This is a genomic window from Dyella mobilis, assembly GCF_016904945.1.
GTDB lineage: Bacteria > Pseudomonadota > Gammaproteobacteria > Xanthomonadales > Rhodanobacteraceae > Dyella_B > Dyella_B mobilis.
This window is the reverse complement of the sequence record NZ_JADIKF010000039.1, coordinates 581,348-604,835: the sequence shown is the minus strand read 5'-3', so window position 1 is coordinate 604,835 and position 23,488 is coordinate 581,348. Positions and strand designations below refer to the sequence as shown.

General features: G+C 63.4%; 21 protein-coding genes. 13 read left to right on the top strand and 8 right to left on the bottom strand.

Annotation, left to right across the window (positions count from 1 at the left end):
* Positions 1–127: 127 nt before the first annotated feature.
* Positions 128–2,245 (top strand): AsmA family protein, encoded by a 2,118-nt coding sequence (locus ISS99_RS13740; RefSeq protein ID WP_204632164.1) that lies wholly within the window; start codon positions 128–130, stop codon positions 2,243–2,245.
* Between the two features lie 7 nt (positions 2,246–2,252).
* Here ISS99_RS13740 and ISS99_RS13735 read toward each other — a convergent pair whose 3' ends face one another.
* Positions 2,253–4,148: an ABC transporter ATP-binding protein gene (locus ISS99_RS13735; protein ID WP_425490464.1), complete on the bottom strand. Its 1,896-nt coding sequence runs from the start codon at positions 4,146–4,148 to the stop codon at positions 2,253–2,255.
* A gap of 125 nt (positions 4,149–4,273) precedes the next feature.
* On the opposite strand from ISS99_RS13735, the gene ISS99_RS13730 reads away from it, so the two are divergent.
* Positions 4,274–5,200 carry a DMT family transporter gene (locus ISS99_RS13730; RefSeq protein WP_204632162.1) on the top strand — a complete coding sequence of 309 codons (927 nt, stop codon included), beginning with the start codon at positions 4,274–4,276 and terminating at the stop codon, positions 5,198–5,200.
* A gap of 4 nt (positions 5,201–5,204) precedes the next feature.
* Here ISS99_RS13730 and ISS99_RS13725 read toward each other — a convergent pair whose 3' ends face one another.
* Positions 5,205–6,101, bottom strand: a complete 897-nt coding sequence (locus tag ISS99_RS13725) for a LysR family transcriptional regulator (protein WP_204632161.1) — start codon at positions 6,099–6,101, stop codon at positions 5,205–5,207.
* A gap of 111 nt (positions 6,102–6,212) precedes the next feature.
* Between ISS99_RS13725 and ISS99_RS13720 the strand changes: the two genes are divergently transcribed.
* The 5 genes from ISS99_RS13720 to ISS99_RS13700 all read left to right on the top strand — a co-directional run bounded on the left by ISS99_RS13720 (position 6,213) and on the right by ISS99_RS13700 (position 10,152).
* Positions 6,213–6,854: an NAD(P)-dependent oxidoreductase gene (locus ISS99_RS13720; RefSeq protein ID WP_204632160.1), complete on the top strand. Its 642-nt coding sequence runs from the start codon at positions 6,213–6,215 to the stop codon at positions 6,852–6,854.
* 63 nt (positions 6,855–6,917) lie between these two features.
* Positions 6,918–7,859, top strand: a complete 942-nt coding sequence (locus ISS99_RS13715; RefSeq protein ID WP_204632159.1) for a 23S rRNA (adenine(2030)-N(6))-methyltransferase RlmJ — start codon at positions 6,918–6,920, stop codon at positions 7,857–7,859.
* A 42-nt stretch (positions 7,860–7,901) separates the two neighbouring features.
* Positions 7,902–8,417 (top strand): Slp family lipoprotein, encoded by a 516-nt coding sequence (locus ISS99_RS13710; RefSeq protein WP_204632158.1) that lies wholly within the window; start codon positions 7,902–7,904, stop codon positions 8,415–8,417.
* Positions 8,418–8,472: 55 nt separating this feature from the next.
* Positions 8,473–9,381, top strand: coding sequence for a cation diffusion facilitator family transporter (locus tag ISS99_RS13705; protein ID WP_204632675.1), 909 nt, complete (start codon positions 8,473–8,475; stop codon positions 9,379–9,381).
* A gap of 165 nt (positions 9,382–9,546) precedes the next feature.
* Positions 9,547–10,152, top strand: coding sequence for a GNAT family N-acetyltransferase (locus tag ISS99_RS13700; RefSeq protein ID WP_204632157.1), 606 nt, complete (start codon positions 9,547–9,549; stop codon positions 10,150–10,152).
* On the opposite strand, the gene ISS99_RS13695 is transcribed toward ISS99_RS13700, so the two are convergent.
* Entirely contained in the window at positions 10,136–10,822 is a 687-nt protein-coding gene (locus tag ISS99_RS13695) for a class I SAM-dependent methyltransferase (protein ID WP_204632156.1), read from the bottom strand. The genes ISS99_RS13700 and ISS99_RS13695 overlap by 17 nt on opposite strands.
* 207 nt (positions 10,823–11,029) lie before the next feature.
* On the opposite strand from ISS99_RS13695, the gene mfd reads away from it, so the two are divergent.
* Positions 11,030–14,479, top strand: coding sequence for a transcription-repair coupling factor (gene mfd / locus ISS99_RS13690; protein WP_204632155.1), 3,450 nt, complete (start codon positions 11,030–11,032; stop codon positions 14,477–14,479).
* Positions 14,480–14,553: 74 nt separating this feature from the next.
* Here mfd and egtD read toward each other — a convergent pair whose 3' ends face one another.
* Together egtD and egtB are read right to left on the bottom strand one after the other, a co-directional pair.
* Positions 14,554–15,525 carry an L-histidine N(alpha)-methyltransferase gene (egtD, locus tag ISS99_RS13685; RefSeq protein WP_204632154.1) on the bottom strand — a complete coding sequence of 324 codons (972 nt, stop codon included), beginning with the start codon at positions 15,523–15,525 and terminating at the stop codon, positions 14,554–14,556.
* A complete protein-coding gene (gene egtB / locus ISS99_RS13680; RefSeq protein ID WP_204632153.1) occupies positions 15,522–16,778 on the bottom strand; it encodes an ergothioneine biosynthesis protein EgtB in 1,257 nt (418 codons plus the stop codon). The genes egtD and egtB overlap by 4 nt, the downstream gene beginning before the upstream one ends.
* A 184-nt stretch (positions 16,779–16,962) precedes the next feature.
* On the opposite strand from egtB, the gene ISS99_RS13675 reads away from it, so the two are divergent.
* Entirely contained in the window at positions 16,963–17,409 is a 447-nt protein-coding gene (locus ISS99_RS13675) for a DUF6491 family protein (RefSeq protein ID WP_204632152.1), read from the top strand.
* Positions 17,410–17,486: 77 nt separating this feature from the next.
* On the opposite strand, the gene ISS99_RS13670 is transcribed toward ISS99_RS13675, so the two are convergent.
* From ISS99_RS13670 to ISS99_RS13660, 3 genes are all read right to left on the bottom strand, one after another.
* Complete coding sequence (locus tag ISS99_RS13670; RefSeq protein ID WP_204632151.1) at positions 17,487–17,879, bottom strand: hypothetical protein; 393 nt, start codon at positions 17,877–17,879, stop codon at positions 17,487–17,489.
* Between the two features lie 64 nt (positions 17,880–17,943).
* Entirely contained in the window at positions 17,944–20,130 is a 2,187-nt protein-coding gene (rlmKL, locus tag ISS99_RS13665) for a bifunctional 23S rRNA (guanine(2069)-N(7))-methyltransferase RlmK/23S rRNA (guanine(2445)-N(2))-methyltransferase RlmL (RefSeq protein ID WP_204632150.1), read from the bottom strand.
* A complete protein-coding gene (locus ISS99_RS13660; protein ID WP_204632149.1) occupies positions 20,127–20,654 on the bottom strand; it encodes an alpha/beta hydrolase in 528 nt (175 codons plus the stop codon). Before ISS99_RS13660 ends, rlmKL begins: the two co-directional genes overlap by 4 nt.
* A 113-nt stretch (positions 20,655–20,767) precedes the next feature.
* Here ISS99_RS13660 and ISS99_RS13655 point away from each other — a divergent pair, with 113 nt between their 5' ends.
* From ISS99_RS13655 to ISS99_RS13640, 4 genes are read left to right on the top strand one after another with little or no spacing between them, the layout of a single operon-like run.
* Positions 20,768–21,334 (top strand): N-acetylmuramoyl-L-alanine amidase, encoded by a 567-nt coding sequence (locus ISS99_RS13655; protein WP_204632148.1) that lies wholly within the window; start codon positions 20,768–20,770, stop codon positions 21,332–21,334.
* 47 nt (positions 21,335–21,381) lie between these two features.
* Positions 21,382–22,251, top strand: coding sequence for an acyl-CoA thioesterase II (gene tesB / locus ISS99_RS13650; RefSeq protein WP_204632147.1), 870 nt, complete (start codon positions 21,382–21,384; stop codon positions 22,249–22,251).
* A gap of 52 nt (positions 22,252–22,303) precedes the next feature.
* The gene (locus ISS99_RS13645; protein WP_204632146.1) at positions 22,304–22,702 is read left to right on the top strand and encodes a hypothetical protein; all 399 of its coding nucleotides are present in this window, start codon (positions 22,304–22,306) and stop codon (positions 22,700–22,702) included.
* 43 nt (positions 22,703–22,745) lie between these two features.
* Positions 22,746–23,459: an arginyltransferase gene (locus tag ISS99_RS13640; protein ID WP_204632145.1), complete on the top strand. Its 714-nt coding sequence runs from the start codon at positions 22,746–22,748 to the stop codon at positions 23,457–23,459.
* Positions 23,460–23,488 lie beyond the last annotated feature (29 nt).

Sequence of the window (23,488 nt, the reverse complement as noted above, 5' to 3'; positions counted from 1 at the left end):
GCACGGGCCACGAAAATAGTGTTAACAGGCCCTAACCTGCATGAATCATCGCTAAGCGTCCTGGGCCGATTACACACATTCTTCGCCTGCATCATAGTTAGGTGAAGGTGGGCCGATGGAGCAAGTCATGAGACGCAGCTACAAAATTCTGGCCTGGATCGTGGGTGTCGTGCTGGTGCTGGTGGCCGCGCTGGTGTTGCTGGTCGCATTCTTCGACTGGAACCGGCTCAAGCCCACCATCGACAACCAGGTCAGTACCGCGATCGGTCGCCCGTTTGCGATCCAGGGCGACCTGACGGCGGCGTGGCAGCGCGAACCGGGCCAATCAGGATGGCGCGGCTGGGTGCCCTGGCCAACCTTTACCGCGCGCAACATCAGCATCGCGAATCCGGCGTGGACCAAGCAGCCGCAATTCGCGCAGCTGGATGCGTTGCAAATCCGCATCTCTCCGCTGCCGCTGTTGGTGCATCACGTCTATGTGCCGTCGATCCAGTTGGTCGGCCCGCAAATCGATCTGGAACGCGACAAGCAGGGACAAGCGAACTGGATCTTCACCTTGCCGCAAAGCTCGACACCGTCAGCCTGGCAGGTGGAACTCGGAGCGATCGGCTTCGACCAGGGGCAGATCGCGCTGGATGATGCCAAGAGCCGCCTCGACCTCGCGGTTACCATCACGCCGTTGCAGCAGGCCATTCCGTACGACCAGCTCGTCGCGCAGGCTACGACGGACGCGCGCGCCGACGTGGGCCACGATGTCGGCAAGAGCGTGAACTCGGACAAGACCCAGCCGGATACTTCGAGCAGCGCCAGCCGGACCAGCTACCAGTTTGCATGGACGGCGAAAGGTCATTACCAGGGCACGCCGGTGACCGGCACCGGCAAGACCGGCGCCGTGCTGGCGTTGCAGCAGGCCGACCAGCCGTTCCCGGTACAAGCACGCATGCACGTGGGAGACAGCAAGATTGCGTTGGTGGGCACCTTGACCGACCCGGTGCACCTGGGCGCACTGAACCTGCGCGTGTGGTTTGCCGGCACCAGCATGGCCAAGCTGTATCCGATCATCGGCATTGCCCTGCCTGAAACGCCGCCTTATGCAACGGAAGGGCATCTTTCCGCCGAACTGCATCTGCACGGCAGCCATTTCAGCTATCGCGATTTCCGCGGCCGCGTCGGCGGCAGCGACCTGGGCGGCAATTTGCAGGTCAGCACCGGCGGCGACCGTCCCAAGCTGAGCGGCGATCTGCATTCGCAGCAATTGCGCTTCGCCGACCTGGCGCCGCTGATCGGCGCCGGCAGCCAGGCGCAGAAGGCGCAGAGCGGCGATACGACCAGGCAACCTGCGGACAAGGTATTGCCGGTGGAACCCTTCCGCACCGATCGCTTGCGCACCTTGGATGCCGATGTCACCTTCAGCGCGGCGCACATCGTGCACCCCACATCCGTGCCAATCGATGCGCTCAGCACGCACCTGGTGCTGAATAACGGCTTGCTACAGCTCGATCCGCTGCACTTGAGTGCCGCCGGCGGAACGATCGACAGCCGCATCCGGGTCGACGGCGGCGCCATGCCCATGCGCACCGAGGCGGATCTTCGCGCCCGTCACCTGCAACTCAAGCAACTGTTCCCGACGTTTCAACCGATGAGCACCAGCTTTGGCGAAATCAACGGCGACGCCACGCTCAATACGCGCGGCAATTCCGTCTCCGCCATGCTGGGCGATGCCAATGGCGAGCTGAAGTTGCTGATGAACGACGGCGCGATCAGCAAGACGCTGCTGGAAACGGCGGGATTGAATGTCGCCAACGTCGTCATCGGCAAGCTGTTCGGCGACAAGACGGTGAAGATCAATTGCGCCGCCGTCGACCTGGCCGGCACCAACGGCCTGTTCACCAGCCGCCTGTTCGTGCTCGACACCAGCGACGCGACGATCAACGTGGACGGCACGATCAACTTCGCTAACGAGCACCTGGACTTGAACGTCACCCCGCACACCAAGGGCATGCGCATCTTTTCGCTGCGCTCGCCGCTCTACGTGAAAGGCACGATGAAGAATCCCGACGTGGGCGTGCACGCCGGTCCGTTGCTGTTGCGCGGCGGCGGCGCCGTGGCCTTGGGCGTGCTGGCGCCGCCCGCTGCGCTGCTGGCCCTGATCGCGCCAAGCCACGACAACCAGACCAACACCTGCCAGGAGGTGTTGACCGATCTGCGCCACGAAAAGCCGCCGGTCGCCGGCAAGAAGCCGTGAGGTTCGCTCAGCGATAGCCGGCTGCCTGCAGCTCGAACAGTTCCGCGTAGTGCCCGCCTGCGGCCAGCAGCTCTTTGTGGCTGCCGATCTCGCTGATCTGGCCGCGTTGCATCACGATGATCCGGTCGGCCATGCGCACGGTGGAAAAGCGGTGCGAGATGATTACTGCGCTGCGCCCCTGCGAAAGTTCCTTGAAGCGCTGGAACACCTCGAATTCCGAACGCGCATCCAGCGCGGCGGTAGGCTCGTCCAGCACCAGCATCTGCGCATCGCGCATGTAGGCGCGCGCGATCGCGATCTTCTGCCATTCGCCGCCCGACAGGTCCACCCCTTCCTTGAACAGCTTGCCCAGCATCTGCTCGTAGCCCTTGGGCAAGCGCGCAATCACCGCATCGGCGATGCTGCGCCGTGCGGCTTCGCTGATGCGTACATCATCGTCGCGCTGCTCGATGCGGCCTACGGCAATGTTGTCGGAGGCTGTGAAGTAATAGCGCACGTAATCCTGGAAGATCACGCCGATGTTCGCGCGCAGTTCGGCCAGATCGTATTCGGCCAGGGGGTGTCCGTCTAAGAGGATGCGTCCCTCGTCGGGGTCGTAGAGACGCGACAACAGTTTCACCAGGGTGGTCTTGCCTGCGCCGTTTTCGCCGACCAGGGCCAACACTTCGCCGGCGCGCAGGGTGAAATCGAGATGCCGTACCGCCCAGCGCTCCGCATCCGGATAGCGGAATCCCACGTTCTCGAAGGTCAGTCCCTGCCGGATCGGATGCGGGAACGGACGCGGTTGCTGCGGCGAGAGGATTTCGGGCCGGATGCGCAAGAAAGAAAACAGGTCGTCCAGATACAAGGCTTGGCTGGCAACCTGCGAAAAGCCGGTCAGCAAACTCTCCAGCAAGTTGCGCAAACGCCGGAACGAGCCGGCCAGGAAGGTGAGATCGCCGATGGTGAAATCGCCGCGCACGGTGCGGAACGCAATGATGGCGTAGGCGGCGTAGTAGCCGATGGTACCCACCGTGGTGAACAGTCCGCCCCAGCTGGCACGGCGCAGCGCCACCCGCCGGTTGGCGCGATAGATCGATTGCGACAATTGCGCGAAACGGTCGATCAGAAAGCGGTTCAAGCCGAAGCTCTTCACCTCTTTCGCGGTCTGCGCGCTGGCGCCGACCATGCGCAGGTAATCCAGCTCGCGCCGCTCCGGCGTCCACTGGAAATTCACCGCGTAGCTCTGCGCATTGAAATGCATCTCGCCGACAAAGGCCGGCACCACGGCGACCAGCAACAACACGATCAGCCATGGTGCATAAATCAGTAAACCCACCGCGAAGCTGACGATCGTGACGACATCCTGCGCCTGCCCCAGCAGTTGCGAAAGCAGCATGCTGCGCCCTGCCAGCGCGCGGCGTGCGCGGTCGAGGCGATCCTGCAGGTCCGCGTCTTCGAAATCCTCCAGGTCCAGCGAGGCGGCGTGCTCCATCAGCTTGACGCTGGCCTCGTTGGTATACAGATCGGAGAGCAGGGAATCGCACGCAGAGACGACGCGGCCCAGCAGGTCCGAACTCACCGCCAGGGCAAACTCCAGCGCCAGCAGCATCCACAAGTGATGGAACGCGCCGTTGCCCAGCCACGAGGAGAGATCGGCAGGCGCCCCGCCAAGGTGCAACAGGTGAGTGACTTCATCGATGATGAGCTTGCCCACGTACAAGGTCGCGACCGGCAATACCGCGCGCACCAGCCGCAGCGCCACACTGGCCACGGCAAGCACGGGGCTGGTGCGCCAGATGTCGCGCAGGAACGGCGGCACGTTGCGCAAGGCGGCCATGCGTTGACGCAAGTTCAAAGGCTTGGACGGCGTGTCCATGGGCCGCCGCCGCGATCTTTCGCCTGCGTTGTACTGACGTGGCATGGGCGCTCCCTGTGGGCGAGGAACGGTACCTCGCGTCTTCGCGCAGCAGGTTGTAGGTCGGTGCGGCGCCGCCGGTTTCCAAGAGCCGGCTAGAATGATCGCCCTTTCCCGATGCTCTTAGCGCTATGCAGTCCGTCAACAAGGCCCGCCTGCAAATCCACTTTTGCGTGCTGCTGTGGGGGTTTACCGCCATCCTCGGCAAGCTGATCACCCTGACCGCGCTGGGGCTGGTGTGGTGGCGCATGCTGCTGGTGGCCGGCGCCTTGCTGCTGATGCCGCGCGTGTGGCGCGGCTTGCGCGCGATGAGCATGCGGCTGCGCCTGGCGTATGCCGGCATCGGCGTGCTGGTATCCCTGCACTGGCTCACTTTCTACGCGGCCATCAAGCTTGCCAATGCCTCCGTAGGCGCCACCTGCATTGCGCTGGGGCCGGCGTTTCTTGCCTTTATCGAACCGTGGGTGGCGCGCCGGCGCTTCGACCCGCGCGAACTGCTGATCGCCATTGCGGTGGTGCCGGGCGTGGCGATGGTGGCCGGCGGCGTGCCAGCGCACATGCGGGTGGGCATTGCGGTAGGCGTGGTGTCGGCGCTGTTCGTAGCGCTGTTCGGCTCGCTCAACAAGCGTTTCGTGGAACATGCCGACCCGCTCACCGTCACCTGCATCGAGCTGGGCACGGGCGCCATCTTTCTTACCTTGCTGGCGCCGCTGTTGCCGCATACCGGGCCGGCCTACCCCGTGCCCGATCTCCACGATGGCCTGCTGCTGCTCGTGCTCGCCTTCGGTTGCACCCTGCTGCCGTTTACCTTGGCACTGGTGGCATTGCGCCACATCAGCGCGTTCGCCACGCAGATGATCACCAACCTGGAACCGGTCTACGCGATCGTGCTCGCCATGCTGTTGCTGGGCGAGCAGCGTCAGCTCGATACGTGGTTCTACCTTGGCGTGGCGGTGATTCTCGCTGCGGTATTCGCACATCCTTTGCTGCACCGGAACGACGCCACGGCGATCCAGCCGGAATTGCTGGGTACGGCCGAGAATCACGGCCTGGACTGATCGCTTAGCGCATGGCCAGCCGGTCGCGCATGAAGTCGATGAATGCCCGCACTTTCGCCGGCGGCTGCGGGTCGGGATACACCGCGTGGATGCCGCCTTCGGGCAAGCGGTATTGCGCCAGCAATACCTGCAGGTGGCCGGCCTCGATGTCATCCTGCACGAGGTAATCGGGCAGCACCGACACACCGGCGCCGTGCAGCACCAGCGCGCGAACCGCTGCCGCGTTGTTGGCCTGCATGGCCTGAGTCATGCGCACGGTGCGCCGCGCGCCGCTGCTACTCGTGAAAGTCCAGCGCAGCGGCGACATTAAGGCCGACATGGCTATCCACGGATGCACGGCCAGTTCCTCCGGCCGGCGCGGTACGCCGCGTTCGGCTAGATAGGCGGGGGTTGCCATCACCATCTGCCTGAAGCCGCCAAGGCGGGCGGCACGCAGGCTGGAGTCGCGCAGCCAGCCAATGCGAATGGCCAGGTCGAAGCGTTCTGCGATCAGATCGCTGATCTGGTCGTTGATCACCAGATCCACCTGCAGTTGCGGATGCAGGCGATGGAAATCGGCAAGCGCTGGCGCCACTACGGACATGCCGTAGTCGGTAGAGGTCGTGAGCCGCAAGGTACCGGTGGGTACGTGGCGGCGATCGCCCATCCGCTCGATGGCCGCCTGCGCCTGTTCCAGCAGTTGCACGCAATCGGCATGAAAAAGCGTGCCGGCCTCGGTGAGCGCCATGCGGCGCGTGCTGCGCACGATCAAGGTGGCACCCAGTTCGCGCTCCAGCTTGAGCAAATGCTGGCTGACCATTGCCTTGGTCATGCCCAGGTGCTCGGCGGCGGCCGTAAACGAACCCGCGCGCACCAGGGCCACGAAGATCGCCAGGCGATTGAGATTGACGTCGCGCCGCATGCACACATGATTGTCAATAAATAATTGACAGTCAATTCCTCATTGATCCATTTATCCGATCAATGCAGGCGCGCATGCTTCACCCATTCCATCCCTCCCTGGAGACACGCGATGAAACTGGTTCTGTTCGGCGCCACCGGCCACATCGGCCACGCCATCCTGGATGAAGCACTGGCCCGCGGCCATGACGTTACGGCGGTTGTGCGCGAAGCCAGCCGGCTCGCCCAGCAGCACGAACGGCTGCACGTGGTGGTGGGCGACCTGGCCCAGCCGGCGAGCTGGCTGGCCGCCGCAAAGGGCGCGAATGCCGTGATAGCCGCTGTGTCCGCGCGTCGCAACGGCCACGAAGAAACGCTTCCCGACGCGGCGAAAACCCTGCTGGAGACCCTGCCCGGCGCCGGCGTGAAACGCCTGTTGTGGGTGGGCGGCGCCGGCAGCCTGGAAACGGCACCGGGGGTGAAGGTGATCGACGATCCGAACTTCCCCGCCGCCTGGAAGTCCGAGGCGCAAGCCCAGGCGCGTGCGCTGGAGGTATTCCGTACCAGCAAGGCCGATATCGACTGGACCTATATCAGCCCGGCCGCGATGATCGAAGACAGCGAACGCACCGGCCGCTACCGCGTCGGCGGCGACCAGTTGCTCACCGATGGCCATGGCAAGAGCCACATCAGCGTGGCCGATTATGCGATCGCCCTGCTCGATCGCCTGGACAAGCACGACGCTCTGCGCCAGCGCATCACCGTCGCGTATTGATCCATACGGCTGTCCGGCAGGCTGGGCTTTATACTTGTCGCAGTCCAGCCTGCCGCGAACACCATGAATTATCGCCACGCCTATCACGCAGGCAATTTTGCCGATGTACTCAAGCACAGCGTGCTGTTCGCGCTGCTCCAGGCGCTGAAGGCGAAAGAAACGCCGTTCGCGCTGATCGACACGCACGCCGGCAGCGGCTGCTACGCGCTCGATAGCGCCGAAGCCGGCAAGACCGGCGAATACCGCGACGGCATTGCGCGCCTGCTGTTTCCCGATTTGCAAAACGCGGCTTCCGCCGATCACGCGCTGCCGCCGCTGTTGCGCCACTGGCTCGATACCGTTCTTTCGCTGCCAGGCAACGAGCGCGGCCTGAAGCTCTACCCCGGCTCGCCGTTGCAGGCGGCACGCGCCATGCGCGAGCAAGACAACGCCTATCTGTGCGAACTGCACCCGGAAGAAGCCGCCTCGTTGCGCGGGCTGTTTCATCACGACGGGCGCGTACACGTACACCATCGCAACGGTTACGAAGCCCTGAAGGCGCTGCTGCCGCCCAAGGAAAAGCGCGGCCTGGTGCTGATCGATCCGCCCTATGAAGCACAGGAAGCGGAATATCGCCTGATCGAAGCGGCCTTGAAGGAAGCTTTGCAGCGCTGGCCCACCGGCACGTATGCCATCTGGTATCCGATCAAGTTGCGCAGCCAGGTGCAGCCTTTCCTGCGTTGGTTGCAGCACTGCGGCGCGCGCCGCGTGCTGCGCGCCGAATTGCTGGTGCGTCCGGACGATTCGCCGCTGCGCTTGAATGGTTCGGGCATGGCCATTCTCAACGCGCCGTGGAATCTGGACCAGGTCCTGCGCGAACCCTTGCAAGCCATGGCCCGCCTGTTGTCGCAGGAGCACGCGGCAGAGTGGCGGCTGGACTGGCTGGTGCAGGAGGGCGATACGCCTGCCTCTGCACGGGCACCCTCTCCCAATCGCCGTCTACCGCCACCGAAACGGGCCCGCTAAGCTCAGGCTTCACGTAACGATCCGTTCCGCAGGGACCTCGCCATGATCCGTCGCACCGTCTTGCGCAAGCTGTGCTGGTTCATCCCGCTGGCCGCCTTGGCCCTGGCCGCCTGCGCGCCGGCGCCGATCTACAAGGCCACGCCGGGGACCCTGGCCGCATCTCCCATGCAGGTGGCGCAATCGCCCGAGCACTATGCGAGCGGCGAAGTGATCTGGGGCGGGAGCGTGGTCGAGGTGCATAATTTCCCCGATCACACGGAAATCGAAATCCTGGCTTATCCGCTGGACTCATCGCAGCGTCCGCTGACCAGCACGGCCGCCGCAGGACGCTTCATCGCTGTCTATCCGGGCTATGTCGAGCCATTCAACTATCCCGGGGGAAGCCTGGTAACGGTCAGCGGCGCGCTCGCCGGCACGCGCAGCGCGAATGTGGACCAGGCCGCCTACGTGTATCCCTTGGTGAAGGTGGCGCAGTCGCATCGCTGGACGGCAGCGGAAATGCGCGCCGGACATCCGGATATTCACTTCGGCGTAGGTGTGGGCGTCGGCATCCGCTGATCGTCGCAACGTGAGCGGAATCGCGCCGCCGCGCATCCGCGACAAGGAAAGCAGCATGTCCGGCCACGCCAACTCGCTCAAGGCAATCCTGCTGGCACTGGGCGCGAACTTTGCGATCTTCGCCGCCAAGCTGGTCGCTGCCATCCTTACCGGCTCGGGCGCGATGCTCGCCGAGGCCGTGCACTCGCTGGCCGATTGCGGCAATCAGGGCCTGCTGTTGCTGGGCATGCGACAGGCGAAGCGGCCACCCTCCGACGAATATCCGCTCGGCTGGGGCCGCGCCTTGTATTTCTGGTCGTTCGTGGTGGCGGTACTGCTGTTTGCGGTGGGCGGGTTGTTCTCCATCTACGAAGGGGCGCACAAGATCACCCAGCCTGAACCGTTGAAGTGGCCGTGGCTGGCGCTGGGCGTGCTGGCGTTCGGCATCGTGGCCGAAAGCATCTCGATGCGCGGCTGCCTGCACGAGGTCAATCGGGCGCGCGGCGAACAAAGCCTGTGGAGGTGGTTTCGCGAGACGCGTTCGAGCGAACTGCTGGTGATCTTCGGCGAGGATCTCGCCGCCTTGCTCGGCCTTTGCCTGGCCGCGTTGGCGATCGGCGGCACCATGCTGACCGGCAATCTATTGTTCGACGCCCTGGGCACCGTCGCCATTGGCGTGTTGCTGGTCATCGTGGCAGCCGCACTGGCGATCGAAGTCAAAGCTTTGCTGATCGGCCAGGGGGTAGAGCCGCGCCGTCGCGCCGAGCTGATGGCCTTCCTCAACGCCCGTGCGGAGGTGGCCGAGGTCTACAACCTGATTACGTTGCAGATGGGCCCGGACGTGATGGTGGCTATCAAGGCCCGCATGTCGCCCACCCCCGACAGCAACAGCCTGATCGAGGCCATCAATACCGTCGAAGCGGCCATGAAAGCCCAATTCACCGACGTGCGTTGGAGTTTCTTCGAACCCGATATCGCCGATTGAGCGCCCCGGAAACCTGTCGCACTGCAGCATGATACGTTTCAAGCAGACCGGGCAGCATTCCTGCATTCCTTAACAACGGGCCGATTTGGGAGGATAGTAGTCCCCTGAATCGCTGCAAGCATTCATGTTGCAGTGCAAACAATACGCTATAGTATGGTCATGCTTATGACCCCTGCCCGCGACTTCGGATCCCATTCCCGACACGCCCAGCTGCCGCCGCGCAGCAATGAGCGTTTTGCCAGTCCACGCCTCGTCACTTCGCCCAACGGCAAGGTGGTGCACACCGCCGACGGCCGCGAACTGGTCATGCGCAGTATCGAGTCGGGCGACATAACCGCCGTGCAGCGCTGCTTCAAGCGATTGTCGCCGCAGGACGTGCGCCGCCGCTTCATGCATGCGATGTCGGAACTGCCTTTGTCGATGGCCCAACGCTTGTGCCGCATCGATCCGGAACTGGAGGCGGCTTACGTCTTGATGGACGAAACGATGACGCCTGCCGAACTGCGCGGCGTGGGGCGGATCTTCGTCGACGAAGCCGCCAACAGCGCCGAGTTCTCGGTGTTGGTGGAACGCGAGTGGACGCGCATCGGCCTTGGCGCATTGCTGATGCAGCAATTGGTCGATGAAAGCCGTCGGCGCGGCCTGACCGAACTATGGGGCTATGTGCTGATGGAGAACCGCCCGATGCTCCAGTTGTGCAAGGAGCTGGGCTTTGTCGCCAAGATGATGCCCGGCGAAGCCGGCACGGCTCAGATCAGCCTGAAGCTGTAAGCCGCGGCAACCGCGCGGAAAAACACGCCACTTTGCCATGCAGGCTGACTTCGACCTGTTCGAAGTGTTGATGCAGGGCGTGATGCAAGGCCTCGTAGGTATCGTTTCGATTCCCGAAAATGCCTTTCTCGTTGTAGACAGTCATCAGCTTGCGCCCCATGACGTTGTGCCCGGCGCTGTCACCCAGGATGGTCGCGCCGTACAACACGCCGTCCTGCGCAAGATGCGACTTGAGATGGGCGAACACGCAAGCCTTGCCGGGCATGTCGCCGGGCAAGCAATGCAGCAGATAAAACAGCGCGATCGAATCGTAGCGCTTGCCTGACAGCGCAGTCAGCGGCTGCATGACGTCCTGCACGAACACCTCGGTTCCGGACTGCCCAAGGCGGCTGGATGCGGCACGCAGGCTGTTTTCGTTCAAATCCAGCAAGGCGATCCGTTGATCATCGCCAAAGCCTGCATGCGCGAGGTAAAAGCCGGTGCCTACGCCAACGTCGAGATGGCGGCTTCCCACGTGCCGGCGATAGAACGGCAATAGCACCTTGTCGGTGGAACATTGCCATGCCCAGCGATTGGAAACACCCAGCACCCACCAGTCATAGACTTTCAGTGCGAACGGCGAATAGACGGCGGCTCCGGCCTGGGTATTGGGCGATATTGGCGAGGGCATGGCGACTCCACGTGGGCAAAACCGAACCTTCGCACGAGGCGGCGCGAGCGGAACAGTCGGGATCGGCTGAATCCGCGTCAGCCGTTGACTGACGGCTAACACAGAAATCCATGACGCGCCGTTGATGGGGCGGTCGCGGTCGACGCGCTACACTTGTGCGCTCGTTCGGCGCGGCATCTGGGCTGCGTCCTCCACGCAACGTCTCCCATGCCCAACCCGATCAGTCACCCGCCCCTTCCCACCAGCCCCAAGCAACGCCGCTTCTGGACCCCGCCACACGGTTCGGCGCGGGCGCTGCTGGTTGCCGGCGCCGCCGAATCGCACAAAGGCCTGCTGGTCGCGGTAACCCGCGACACCCAGCGTGCCCATGCGCTGGAAGACGAGCTGCGGATCTTTGCAGGCACGCTGCCGGTACTGCATTTCCCCGACTGGGAAACCCTGCCCTACGACGTTTTCAGCCCGCATCCGGATATCGTGTCGCAGCGCGTTGCCGCGCTGTACCAGTTGCCGGCGGTAACGCGCGGCGTGCTGGTCGTGTCGGTCGCCACCTTGATGCAGCGGATCGCGCCGCGCTCGCACATCGCAGGCGCCGGGCTGGTGTTGCGCAAGGGCCAGAAACTCGACCTGGCCACCGAACAGCGGCGACTGGAGTCCTCCGGCTACCGCCACGTGCCGCAGGTCGCCGAACCGGGCGATTTCGCCGTACGCGGCGCGCTGATCGACATCTTCCCGATGGGTACGCGCGAGCCCTATCGCATCGAATTGTTCGACGACGAGGTGGATTCGATCCGCAGTTTCGATCCGGAAACCCAGCGCTCGCAACAGCAGGTTGAAAAAGTGGAACTGCTGCCGGCGCGCGAATTTCCGGTGACGGACGATGCCGCCAAAGCCTTCCGCAACCGCTTGCGCGAGCGCTTTCCGATCGACGTTCGGCGTTGCCCGCTGTACCAGGACATGAAGGAAGGCGTGACGCCCGGCGGCATCGAATACTACTTGCCGCTGTTCTTCGAACACACTGCCACGCTGTTCGACTACCTCGCCGACAATGCGCTGTTCGTACTGGGCGAAGGCACTGCCGAAGCCACCGAGCAATTCTGGACGCAGACGGCCGAACGCTACGACCAGCGCGCACACGACATCGAACGTCCCGTGCTGCCACCGGCGGAGCTGTATCTGTCGCCCGAGCGCCTGCGCGAGCAGCTCAACAAACGCTTGCGCGTGGAAGTGGTCGACAGCGGGCACGAACATGCCGTCGCTGCCGGTACGCAGCCTGCGCCGGAGCTTCCGCTCAACCGCAAGGGCGAAGAACCTGGCACTTCGCTGCGCCACTTCATCGAGCATTACCCGGGACGGGTATTGATTGCAGCGGATTCGGCGGGTCGCCGCGAAGCATTGCTGGAACAGCTCGCCACGACCGGATTGCGCCCGCAAAACGTCGACAGCTGGCAAGCCTTCCTGGCGGACTCCCATCGGCAAGCCATCACCATCGCGCCGCTGGAGCAAGGTTTTGCGCTGACTCATCCGGCCATTACCGTCCTCACCGAGCGCGAGCTGTTCGGCGAGCGGGTGCGCACCGAGCGCAAGCGCCGGCGCGGTGCGGCGCGCGATCCGGATGCCATCATCCGCGACCTCACCGAGCTTTCCATCGGCTCGCCGATCGTGCACGTCGATCACGGCGTAGGCCGTTACCAGGGCCTGGTATCGATGGAACTGGGCGGCATGGCCGGCGAATTCCTCACCATCGAATACGCCAAGGGCGACAAGCTTTACGTGCCGGTGGCGCAGCTTGGGCTGGTCAGCCGCTACTCCGGTACCGCACCGGAATTGGCCCCGCTGCACTCGCTGGGCGGCGATGCCTGGGAACGCGCGCGCAAGAGGGCCGCGGAGAAAGTCCGCGACGTGGCCGCCGAACTGCTGGCGATCTATGCGCAGCGCGAGGCGCGCGGCGGCGAATCGCTGCCGATCGATCGCCAGCTGGTGGAAGAATTCGGCACCAGCTTTCCGTTCGAGGAAACGCCGGACCAGTTGTACGCCATCGACGCGGTGCTCAACGATCTGGCGGCGCCACGCGCCATGGACCGCGTGATCTGCGGCGACGTGGGTTTCGGCAAAACCGAGGTCGCACTGCGCGCGGCATTCGCTGCCGCTACCGCCGGCAAGCAGGTCGCGGTCCTCGTGCCCACCACCCTGCTCGCGCAGCAGCATTACCGCAACTTTGCCGACCGCTTTGCCGACTGGCCGGTACGCGTGGACGTCTTGTCGCGCTTCCGCTCCACCAAGGAAGTCAACGAGGCGTTGAAGCGATTGGCCGACGGCCAGATCGACGTCATCGTGGGTACGCACAAGCTGCTGCAGCCGGATATCAAGTTCAAGCAACTGGGGCTGGTGATCGTCGACGAAGAACAGCGTTTTGGCGTGCGCCAGAAGGAGCAATTGAAAAAACTGCGGGCGGAGGTCGACCTGCTGACCATGACCGCCACGCCGATTCCACGCACCCTCAACATGGCCATGAGCGGCCTGCGCGACCTCTCCCTGATCGCCACGCCGCCCCAGCATCGCATGGCGGTGCGTACCTTCATTTCCTCCTGGGAACCGGCACTGATCCGCGAAGCGTTCCAACGCGAATTGCAGCGCGGCGGCCAGGTGTACTTCCTGCACAACGAAGTCGAAAGCATCGAACGCACGGCACGGGAAGTGCAGGAACTGGTTCCTGACGCGCGCGTCGGCATCGCCCACGGCCAGATGCCGGAACGCGATCTGGAACGAGTCATGGCGGATTTCCATCGCCAGCGCTTCAACGTGCTGGTGTGCACCACCATCATTGAAACCGGCATCGACATTCCTACCGCCAATACGATCATCATCGATCGCGCCGATCGCTTCGGCTTGGCGCAATTGCATCAATTGCGCGGCCGCGTGGGGCGCTCGCACCACCGCGCCTATGCCTATCTGATCGTGCCGGACCGCAAGAGCATCACTGCCGATGCGGAAAAGCGCCTGGAAGCGCTGGCTTCCCTGGAGGAATTGGGTGCCGGCTTTACGCTGGCCACGCACGACCTGGAGATTCGCGGCGCCGGCGAGTTGCTCGGCGACGAGCAGTCCGGCCAGATCCAGGAAATCGGCTTTGGCCTGTATACGGAATTGCTGGAACGCGCCGTGCGTGCGCTGAAATCCGGCAAGGTGCCCGACTTCGACCTGAGCAGCGAACACGAAACCGAAGTGGAGCTGCATCTTCCGGCGCTCATTCCCGACGATTACCTGCCCGACGTGCATGCACGCCTGACGTTGTACAAGCGCATCGCCAGCGCACGCGACGAAGCGTCCTTGCGCGAACTGCAGGTGGAAATGATCGACCGCTTCGGCCTGCTGCCCGATGCCGTCAAGCAGCTTTTCGCCATCGCCAGCCTCAAGCTGATGGCTACGCCGCTGGGCATTCGCAAACTGGATTTCGGCGCAAACGGCGGACGCGTCACCTTCCGCGACAAACCGGATGTCGAACCGATGGCGATCATCCGCCTGATCCAGAATTATCCGCGCGTGTACAAGCTGGACGGCCAGGACAAGCTGAAGGTCAACCTGGAACTGCCGGGAGCCAGCGAGCGCATCCGCGCTGCGGAAGAAGTGCTGACCAAGTTGGGAGCACGCAAGACAGCATGACGCCGAAGGTTGGGTTGCCCCGGACTTGATCCGAGGTAACCCAACCTACAAAGTGGCCATTGGATGGCGAAAAATCAGAGAGTGCGCGTCAGGTATTGCAGGCTGAATGTGCCGGCCGGGTCCAGCCAGACGTGTTGCACGCTCAATCCCGCCGTTGCGGCAAGCGCCGCAAAGTCTTCCAGCGAATACTTGCAGCTGTACTCCACCAGCATCGCCTCTTCTTCGCGGAACAACACCTGCAAGCGCCCCACTCGCACGCGCTGTTCGCGATTGCTCAGGATGTGTGTTTCGATGCGGCCGGCCATGGCGTTGTAATGGGCGCGGTGACGAAACGCACCCAACTCGAAATTGCAGCCGAGCTCGCGATTCAGGCGCGCCAGCACGTTGAGCGTAAATGCCGCCGTGACACCCGCTTTGTCGTTGTAGGCTGCCTCGATCGTCGACCTGTCCTTTTTGAGGTCTGCGCCCACCAAGATACCGCCGTTGTCGCCCATTTCGTTGCGCATCTTGCGCAACAACTGCGCGGCTTCGCGATCTTCGAAATTGCCGATGGTTGAACCCGGAAAATACAGCACGGTACGCCGCGGCGCACGCGGCGGCACGGGCAGCCGCAGCGGACGAGTGAAATCCATCGACAAGGGCTGGATGGGTAGCTCCGGTATTTGCTGAGCCACGCGCTGCATGCCCAGGCGAAGAGCCTCGGAAGAAAGCTCTATCGGCACCCAGGCCACCGGCGTGGCGAGATGCTCGAGCAACAGGCGCGTTTTGATGGCATGCCCACTGCCATACTCGACCAGCCGTACGTCGGGACCGAGCACTTCGGCAATGTCGGCGGCATGCACGCGCAGCAATTCGATTTCGGCGCGTGTCAGGTAATACTCGGGTTGCTCGCAGATTTGCTCGAACAGGGCCGAACCCTGCTCGTCGTAAAACAACCAGGACGGCAATCGTTTGGGCTGCGAACGCAGGCCGCGTTGCACCACTTGCAGCAAGAGGTTGTCGGGTGGCCGTTGTTCGTCACGTACGGCATAGGCTTGAACATTCATCTGTCCTGTCCCAATCGGATGCCCGCGAACTGCCAGCGGGCATGGGGCGGAAAAAAATTGCGGTAGCTGGCGCGAATGTGGTCGTGCGGCGTTGCGCAGGAGCCGCCGCGCAACACCCATTGCCCGTTCATGAACTTGCCGTTGTATTCACCGAGCGTGCCCGGCAAGGGTTTGAAACCCGGATAGCTCACGTAAGGCGATGCGGTCCATTCCCAGATGTCGCCGTACATTTGCAGCCACCCGTCGTGGTGTGGAGCGGCGATTGGATGGAAGCGATGGCTTTCCTGAAAATGGCCCGCGACAGGTTTGCTCGCGGCCGCATTTTCCCACTCGGCTTCGGTGGGCAGACGGGCGCCTGCCCACCGTGCGAAAGCATCGGCTTCGAAATAGCTGATGTGGCATACCGGTACGTGCGGATCGATGTCGCGCATCCCGGCCAGGGTGAATTCGCTGGCCAGGTCTTCTTGCCAGTACAACGGTCGCTGCCAGCCTTCACGCTGCACGATGGCCCAACCGTCGGAAAGCCACAGGCCTGCCTCCCGATAACCGCCATCGCGGACGAAAGCCAGGTATTCGCCGTTGGTCACGGGACGATTGGCCAGCGCGTGCGCGGCCAGCCACGTTCGATGGCGCGGTGTTTCGTTGTCGTAGGCAAAGCCGTCGCTATCTGCATGCCCTATCTCCTGCGCCCCTTCCCTTCCCGCAAGGAATCGCATCGGCATCGGTGCATCGCTGACTTGAACCGGTAAAGCCTCGCGATAAGCCGGGTGCAAGGGATGACACCAGAAGGCGTGCTTCAGATCGGTGAGCAGCAACTCTTGATGCTGTTGCTCGTGCTGCAAGCCAAGTTCGATTCTTGCGACAAGCGCTTCGTCAATGCCGCTGGCGATACGCGCTGCGACCGCGTCATCGATACGCGCCCGGTAATCGCAAATCTCTTCGAGCGTAGGGCGCGAAAGCAGGCCGCGGCGCGGTCGCGCATGAATCGGCCCGGCCGATTCGTAGTAGGAGTTGAAAAGGTAATGCCACTCGGGATTGGGCGAACGATAAGAAGGATCGTGCCCGAGCACGAACGTTTCAAAAAACCACGTCGTATGCGCCAGATGCCATTTGCCGGGGCTGGCATCGGGCATCGACTGCACCAACAGGTCTTCCGCGCTCAAGCCGGCACAAAGCGCCCAGGTCTGTCTGCGTATACGCACGAAGCGCGCTAAGCGGTCTTCTGCGCCAACGGCAAAGGTCGAGGCACTCATGACACCGATGCGGGACGGGCGGGGCTATTACGATACATCTTGTGGAGCACGACCGAGCAGACCATCATAGTCCTCACCATGCCGCAAGCATCGTTCATATTATGTGATACATGCATGGCGGGAATATGGCTGTCGCGATATTTCCATCGCCGCAGCGCATCAATACAGCCTGGAGGTGACGTCTATGAAACCGGTCATTTCGTTCGTGCTGTTTTTTGCTTTCGCAGCAAACGGAGCTGCCGCGTGGGCGCAGTCGAGTGCACCCGCATATACCCCGCTACCCAACAACGACTGCCTGCGTGTCAGCCGAATCAACGAATGGCACGTCCTGGACGATAAGACGATCATCGTGCAAGCCGGCCCCTACCAGCGCTATCTGGTGAAGCTGCAGGCCAGTTGCCAGAACCTGGGTATTGGCAACCGCGGTTTCAGGTTCATCGGCAGCAAGGCGGATCTCGCCACCAACCCGGATCGCATCTGCGGCTCGGTCGGCGAAATGGTCACTGCGCACAATCAGCCGCCTTGCGCGATTCAATCGCTCAGCCTGATCGACCAGAACACGTTCAACGGTCTTCGCAGCAAAGCCAAATACAGCAGTACCCGCACGCAGCAGCAAAGCAAATCGCCCTGAACTTCCGCGGCAAGCAAGACAAAACAAAAGAGCCCGGTTTGCACCGGGCTCTTCTTTGTTGAACGGCTTCTATCCGCTTAGTACCCCGGACCGATGTAGCGCGTCTGGTACGGATCGGACGTTACCACCGTTGTGGTCACCACCGGCGGCGGCACGGTCTGATAGACCACCGTACCCGGGGTGTAGACCACGGTCGGCGGCGGTGCGTAATACACCGGCGGACCGGCTACCGCGCCCGCAACCAGACCCGCTACGGCACCACCCACGATGGCACCTGCGATCCAGCGACCACCGCTCCAGTAACCGCCGCGGTAGCAGCAACCGCCATGGTAGTAACCACCACCATGGTAGTAACCACCACCGTGCCAGCCACCGCCCCAACCATGGGCCGATGCACCGACCGGCAAAGCCGCAGCCGTGGCAAGAGCCAGGCCGATCGCAACGAACTTGCCGACACTACGTTTGAACATGACACACCTCCGTCAAGATGGGAGCTATGGTCTGTCCGGCGCGCTTAATCTGTACTGAAGGGTTTCATTTTTTTATGTGGGCGTTTTCCCAGGGATTTACCTGGCCCTCAGCCGTCTTTGAACGCAACAGCCAGCAATCGTGGATATTCGCCCGGCGCGAGAAATCGAAGGGAATGCTGCCAGCCCCCCAGTTCTCGATGTTGAACCGTTCTTCCAAGGCCGCACGGTCCAGCTCGAAGCGGCGGAAGTTATTGGAAAACACGATGATCCCGTCGGCGGTGAGACGCTCGGCGCAAGCCAGCAGCAACTTGACGTGGTCGCGCTGCACGTCGAAATCGTCGGCGCGTTTGGAATTGGAAAACGTCGGCGGATCGACGTAAATCAAACCATAGCGATCGTGCGACTGCCGCAGGAAGCTGCCGGCATCCGATTGCACCAGGCGATGCTTCGCACCGGAGAACCCGTTCAGGGCGAGATTGCGCGAAGCCCATTCCAGGTACGTGCCGGACAGGTCGACGCTGGTGGTATCGCGCGCACCGCCGGCCGCCGCATAAACGCTGGCCGTTGCGGTATAGGCGAACAGATTGAGAAAACGCCGCCCGGCCGCAAGCTCGCGCAACTTGGCGCGCACCAGGCGGTGGTCGAGGAACAGCCCGGTGTCCAGGTAATCATAAAGATTGACCAGGAACTTCAAGCCGCCCTCTTCCACCTCGATGAATTCGCCGCGCTGATCGAACTGGCCGTACTTGGAACCGCCCTTGCCGCGCTCGCGCGTTTTCAGCGCGATGCGGACGCGCGGCGCGTCGAACACCTCGCCGGCAACGCGTGCAATTTCACGCACGCGCGTGCGCGCCACATCAGCAGGGACGCTGGCCGGCGCGCGATATTCCTGGATGTGCAGGTGCGCGGCGCCGGTGGTGTCGGCATAGACGTCAACCGCAGCGGCGTATTCAGGCAGATCCTGGTCGTAAGCGCGCCAGGCGCGAATGCCCTCGCGCTCCAGACGCCTGCGCAGGTGGTGGACGTTTTTCTCCAGGCGGTTCTTGAGCATCTGCGCGCCGGGCGATAGCGGCGGCTTTTCGCGCGGGGTGTCGTCGCGCGGATGCAGCTCGCATACCAGCAGCACGGTTTCCAGCGCACCGTTGTAAAGCGCGTACTTTTTTTCGGGACGCAGCGTGGTCGCGCGCCCAAGCTCCGCGTCACCGGCAAGAATCGCCGCACGCCAGCCAATGAAACGTTCGCGCAGCATTTCCCCCAGCATGCGATAAAGCTTGGGCATGCTTTCGCGCTCGCCCAGCCGCTCGCCATAAGGCGGATTGGTAATCACCAGGCCACGCGCCACGCCAGGAGGCGGCGCCACGTGCAGTGCATCGTGGCGGTCCAGGGTAAAGAAGCCGGCGACGCCCGCTTCCTGCGCATTGCGCTTGGCTGTCTGCACCATGCGGGGGTCGGCATCGGAACCGAAGAAACAGGCGCGCAAGGCCGGCAGACCGGCTTCGGCACGCTGGCGCGCGTCCTCGAGCAAACCGCGCCACAAAGCGATGTCGTGTTGCTTCCAACCCAGAAAACCGTAGTAGGAGCGACGCAGGCCCGGCGCCACGTCGGCCACCATCAAGGCCCCCTCGATCAACAACGTGCCCGAGCCGCACATCGGATCGAGCAACGCCCCGCCCTGCTCGTAGATCGCCGGCCAACCCGCGCGCAGCAACATCGCTGCTGCGAGGTTTTCTTTGAGCGGCGCCTCGCCTTGCTGTTCCCGCCAACCGCGGCGATGCAGGGGAGCGCCGGCCAGATCGATCGACACCGTGGCGCGATCGCGCCGCAGACGCAGGTTGATGCGCACATCGGGCTCTTCGGTATCCACGCCAGGACGATCCTGGCCGCGTTGCCGGAACTGGTCGACCACCGCGTCCTTCACGCGTTGCGCCAGGAACTGGCTGTGCGCCATTTTGCTCTGCGCCGTGTTGGCATCCACCGCCAAGGTCGCGTGCGGGGCCAGGTGCTGCGACCAGTCGATGGTCTGCACGCCAGCATAGAGGGCGTCATCCGATGCAGCTTCGAATTCGGCAATCGGCAGCAGGATGCGGCTGGCCAGGCGCGACCACAGACAGGCGCGATAGGCCGTTTCCAGGGTGCCCGAAAAACGCACGCCGGCCAGTGCCTCGTGCACCTCGCTGCCGCCCAGGGCGATCAGTTCGTCACGCAGCAGGTATTCGAGCCCTTTGGGGCAGGTTGCAAAGAATGGTTTCAAGCGTGCTTCGCCAGTTGTTCCAGGAAAAAGCCGAATTGCCGGCCGAGTTCATCCAGGTGTGCGCCAAGGCGATGATCGTCGTCGAGCACCAGCAGCGGCAGGGAGCGGCGGCGGGCGAATTCGTATACCTCGTCCAGCGGACAGATGTCGTCCTGCCAGCCGTGGATCAGCAGCGCCGGTACGTCCTCCCGTATGTCCAGCGCCAGGTCGCAGTCGGGAATCAGGGGCGGCGTGGCCATCAGGAACAGCCCGGCAACCGGTTGTTCCAACGAGGCCAGGGCGGAGACAAAGGCCCCCATGCTCGACCCGACCAGGACCGGCGGCACGTTGCTGGCGACAATCCGCGCATGCAGCCGCGCAATGCGCGGCTCCACCGAGCCGGCATGACCCTGCGCGTCGTCGGCGCGGTAATCGGGGCGCTCGGTGGTCCAGCCCAAGGACTCGGCGATTTTCGCCAGCGCGCTGACCTTGGTGGCATCCGGACCGGCATCCGAGCCGTGAGAAAGTATGACGTGTCCGGGCATGAGCGTCTCCGAAGGCCTGCAACAGATCGCGAATGATAGCCCTGTTGACGTAGGGACAGGCTCATACTGCCGCCAGGAACGTGCACGGATTGCAGTTGTGCAACACTGGCTGCATGTCGATGCTGACCATCCACGACCAACCCCTGCCTTACGTCACCAAGCTGCCCGAACGCCCCGTCGATGCCGTGACACTGGTAGTGATCCATTGCACTGAACTGCCCGACCTGGCCACCACGCGCGAGTACGGGGAGAAAGTGCTGTACGACAGCGGCACGGGCAACAGCGGGCACTATTACATCGACCGGGACGGATCGGTTTACCGCTACGTGCCGGGCACCCGCGTAGCCCACCACGTACGCGGCTACAACCCGCAGTCGATCGGCATCGAACTGGTCAACGAAGGGCGTTATCCGCTCTGGTTCGACTCGCGTCGGCAGACCATGACCCAGCCCTACACGGCCAAGCAGATGGCATCGCTGCGCACCCTGCTGGCGCAACTGCGCATGGAATTCCCCCACCTGCACCAGATCGCCGGTCACGAAGACCTGGATACGGCCCTCGTTCCCGCCAGCGACGACCCGACCGGGGAGGTAAGGCGCAAGCTCGATCCCGGCCCGATGTTTCCATGGGCCGAGGTGATGGCCGGAAGCGGGCTGAAGCGGATCGACGCGGAGCACTGAGCGCCGCCCGCTATAATTCCCCTTCATTACGTTCAGGGGTTGGCCGCATGCGTGACGCGCACGTCAAAGAACTGGTCGAGCTGCTGCAGCTCGAAAGGCTGGAAGACAACCTCTTCCGCGGCCAGAGCCGGGACATCGGCACGCGTTTCGTTTTTGGCGGGCAGGTATTGGGGCAGGCGCTGTCGGCGGCCCAGCAGACGGTGGACCCTTCGCGCGAGGCGCATTCGCTGCACGCCTATTTCCTGCGCGCCGGCGATATCGACGCCCCCATCGTCTACAACGTCGAGCGGGCCCGCGACGGCGGTTCGTTCTCCGCCCGCCGGGTGGTGGCGATCCAGCACGGCCAGCCGATCCTCAACGGCGCCATTTCGTTCCAGGTTCCCGAAAAGGGCGTGGAGCACCAGTCCTCCATGCCGGAAGTGCCCGCGCCGGAAGACCTGGAGCCGATGCATCGGGTACCGCGGGAAGAACTGGCCCGCCTGCCGGTCAAGTTGCAACGCTGGCTGGGCACCGACGGCCCGTTCGAGTTCCGCCAGGTCTGGCCGCGCGACGAGATCCATCCACCCAAGCGCCCGCCGATCCAGCACATCTGGTTTCGCATTACCGCGCCGGTGGGCGATTCGGACGTATTGCACCGCGCCCTGCTGGCCTACGCCTCAGACTTCCATCTGATCGGCACGGCCACCCTGCCGCACGGCATTTCCTATCTCACCCACAATATCCAGATGGCAAGCCTGGACCACGCGCTGTGGTTCCATCGCCCATTCCGGGTCGACGAGTGGCTGCTTTATTCGTTCGACAGCCCCACTGCCCAGGGTGCACGAGGGCTGGCACGCGGACAGATTTTCAGCCGTGACGGCCAGCTGGTTGCCTCGACCGCGCAGGAAGGCCTGATCCGGCTGCGCGCAGAAGGCTAAACCGCCCCGCTACCTGGCAGGCGACCCCGCTGCCGCCTGCTAAACTTGCGTCATGCGCTTGCTCTATACCTCACCCCGTCAGGAAAACATCGATCGCGTCGCGGCCTACATGGCCGAAAACGGGGTCGAGACCACGATTACCAACCGGTCCAACTGGAACCGCCCCAGCTACCAGCGTTTCAGCTATTCGCAGCGCAACGAGAATCGCGACGGCTGGCCGCAGGTCTGGATCAGCCACGCAGACGATTACACCAGGGGGCGCGAATTATTGCGCCAGCTCGGTATCGAACCGATGGTGCGCCACGGCGAGGAACTGGCGGCCATGCGCAACCCTGCCCAGTCCGTCTACACCCGCCGCACGCACACCGTGGCCCGGGTAAGACGGATCGTGCTGCTGGCCATCCTGGGCGTATTCATGGTGCTGGCGCTGCATTACCTGCACATCGTTTAAAAGCGCTTGCCACGGCGACCCGCGGCGGTCATAGAATCATCCCATGCGCTCCGATCACGTCCGCCTGTTCCAAACCCTGCCGCACGCCTGCGGCTACTTTGCCGGGCGCACGGCACAGAACCTGGTGATCGACCCGGCCGCCCCGCAGTTGGACCGTTTGTATGGCGCGGCGCTGGATCACGGCTTCCGTCGCGCGGGCGGCCATCTGTATTTCCCGCATTGCCCCAGTTGCCACGCCTGCACGCCCTGCCGCATCGACGTGGCGAACTTCAAACCGGACCGAGCGCAGCGCCGTTGCCTGAAACGCAACGCGGACTTGACCATCAGCGAACGCATGGCCGGCTACAACAGCGAGCGCCACGCGCTTTATTCGCGCTACCTGCGCACCCGTCATCCCGGCGGCGGCATGGACGATGCCGAGGCCAGCGACTTCCGGCGCTTTCTCACCGCACCGTGGAGTCCGACCGTATTCCTGGAACTGCACCGGGGCGACCGGCTGCTGGCGGTGGCCGTCACCGATATCTGCGCGACCGGCATTTCGGCGGTCTATACGTTTTACGACCCCGATGAAAAAGATCGCAGCCTGGGTACCTTCGCCATCCTGCAGCAAGTGGAACTGGCACGGCGGCGCGGCATTCCGTGGGTCTATCTGGGTTTCTGGATCGAAGACCACCCGAAGATGGACTACAAGCGGCGTTTCAAGCCGCTGCAGATACGCACGATCGACGGCTGGGTGAATCTGCCCGGCAATCATTGAGGTTGAAACGCGATCAGTCCAGAGGTGGC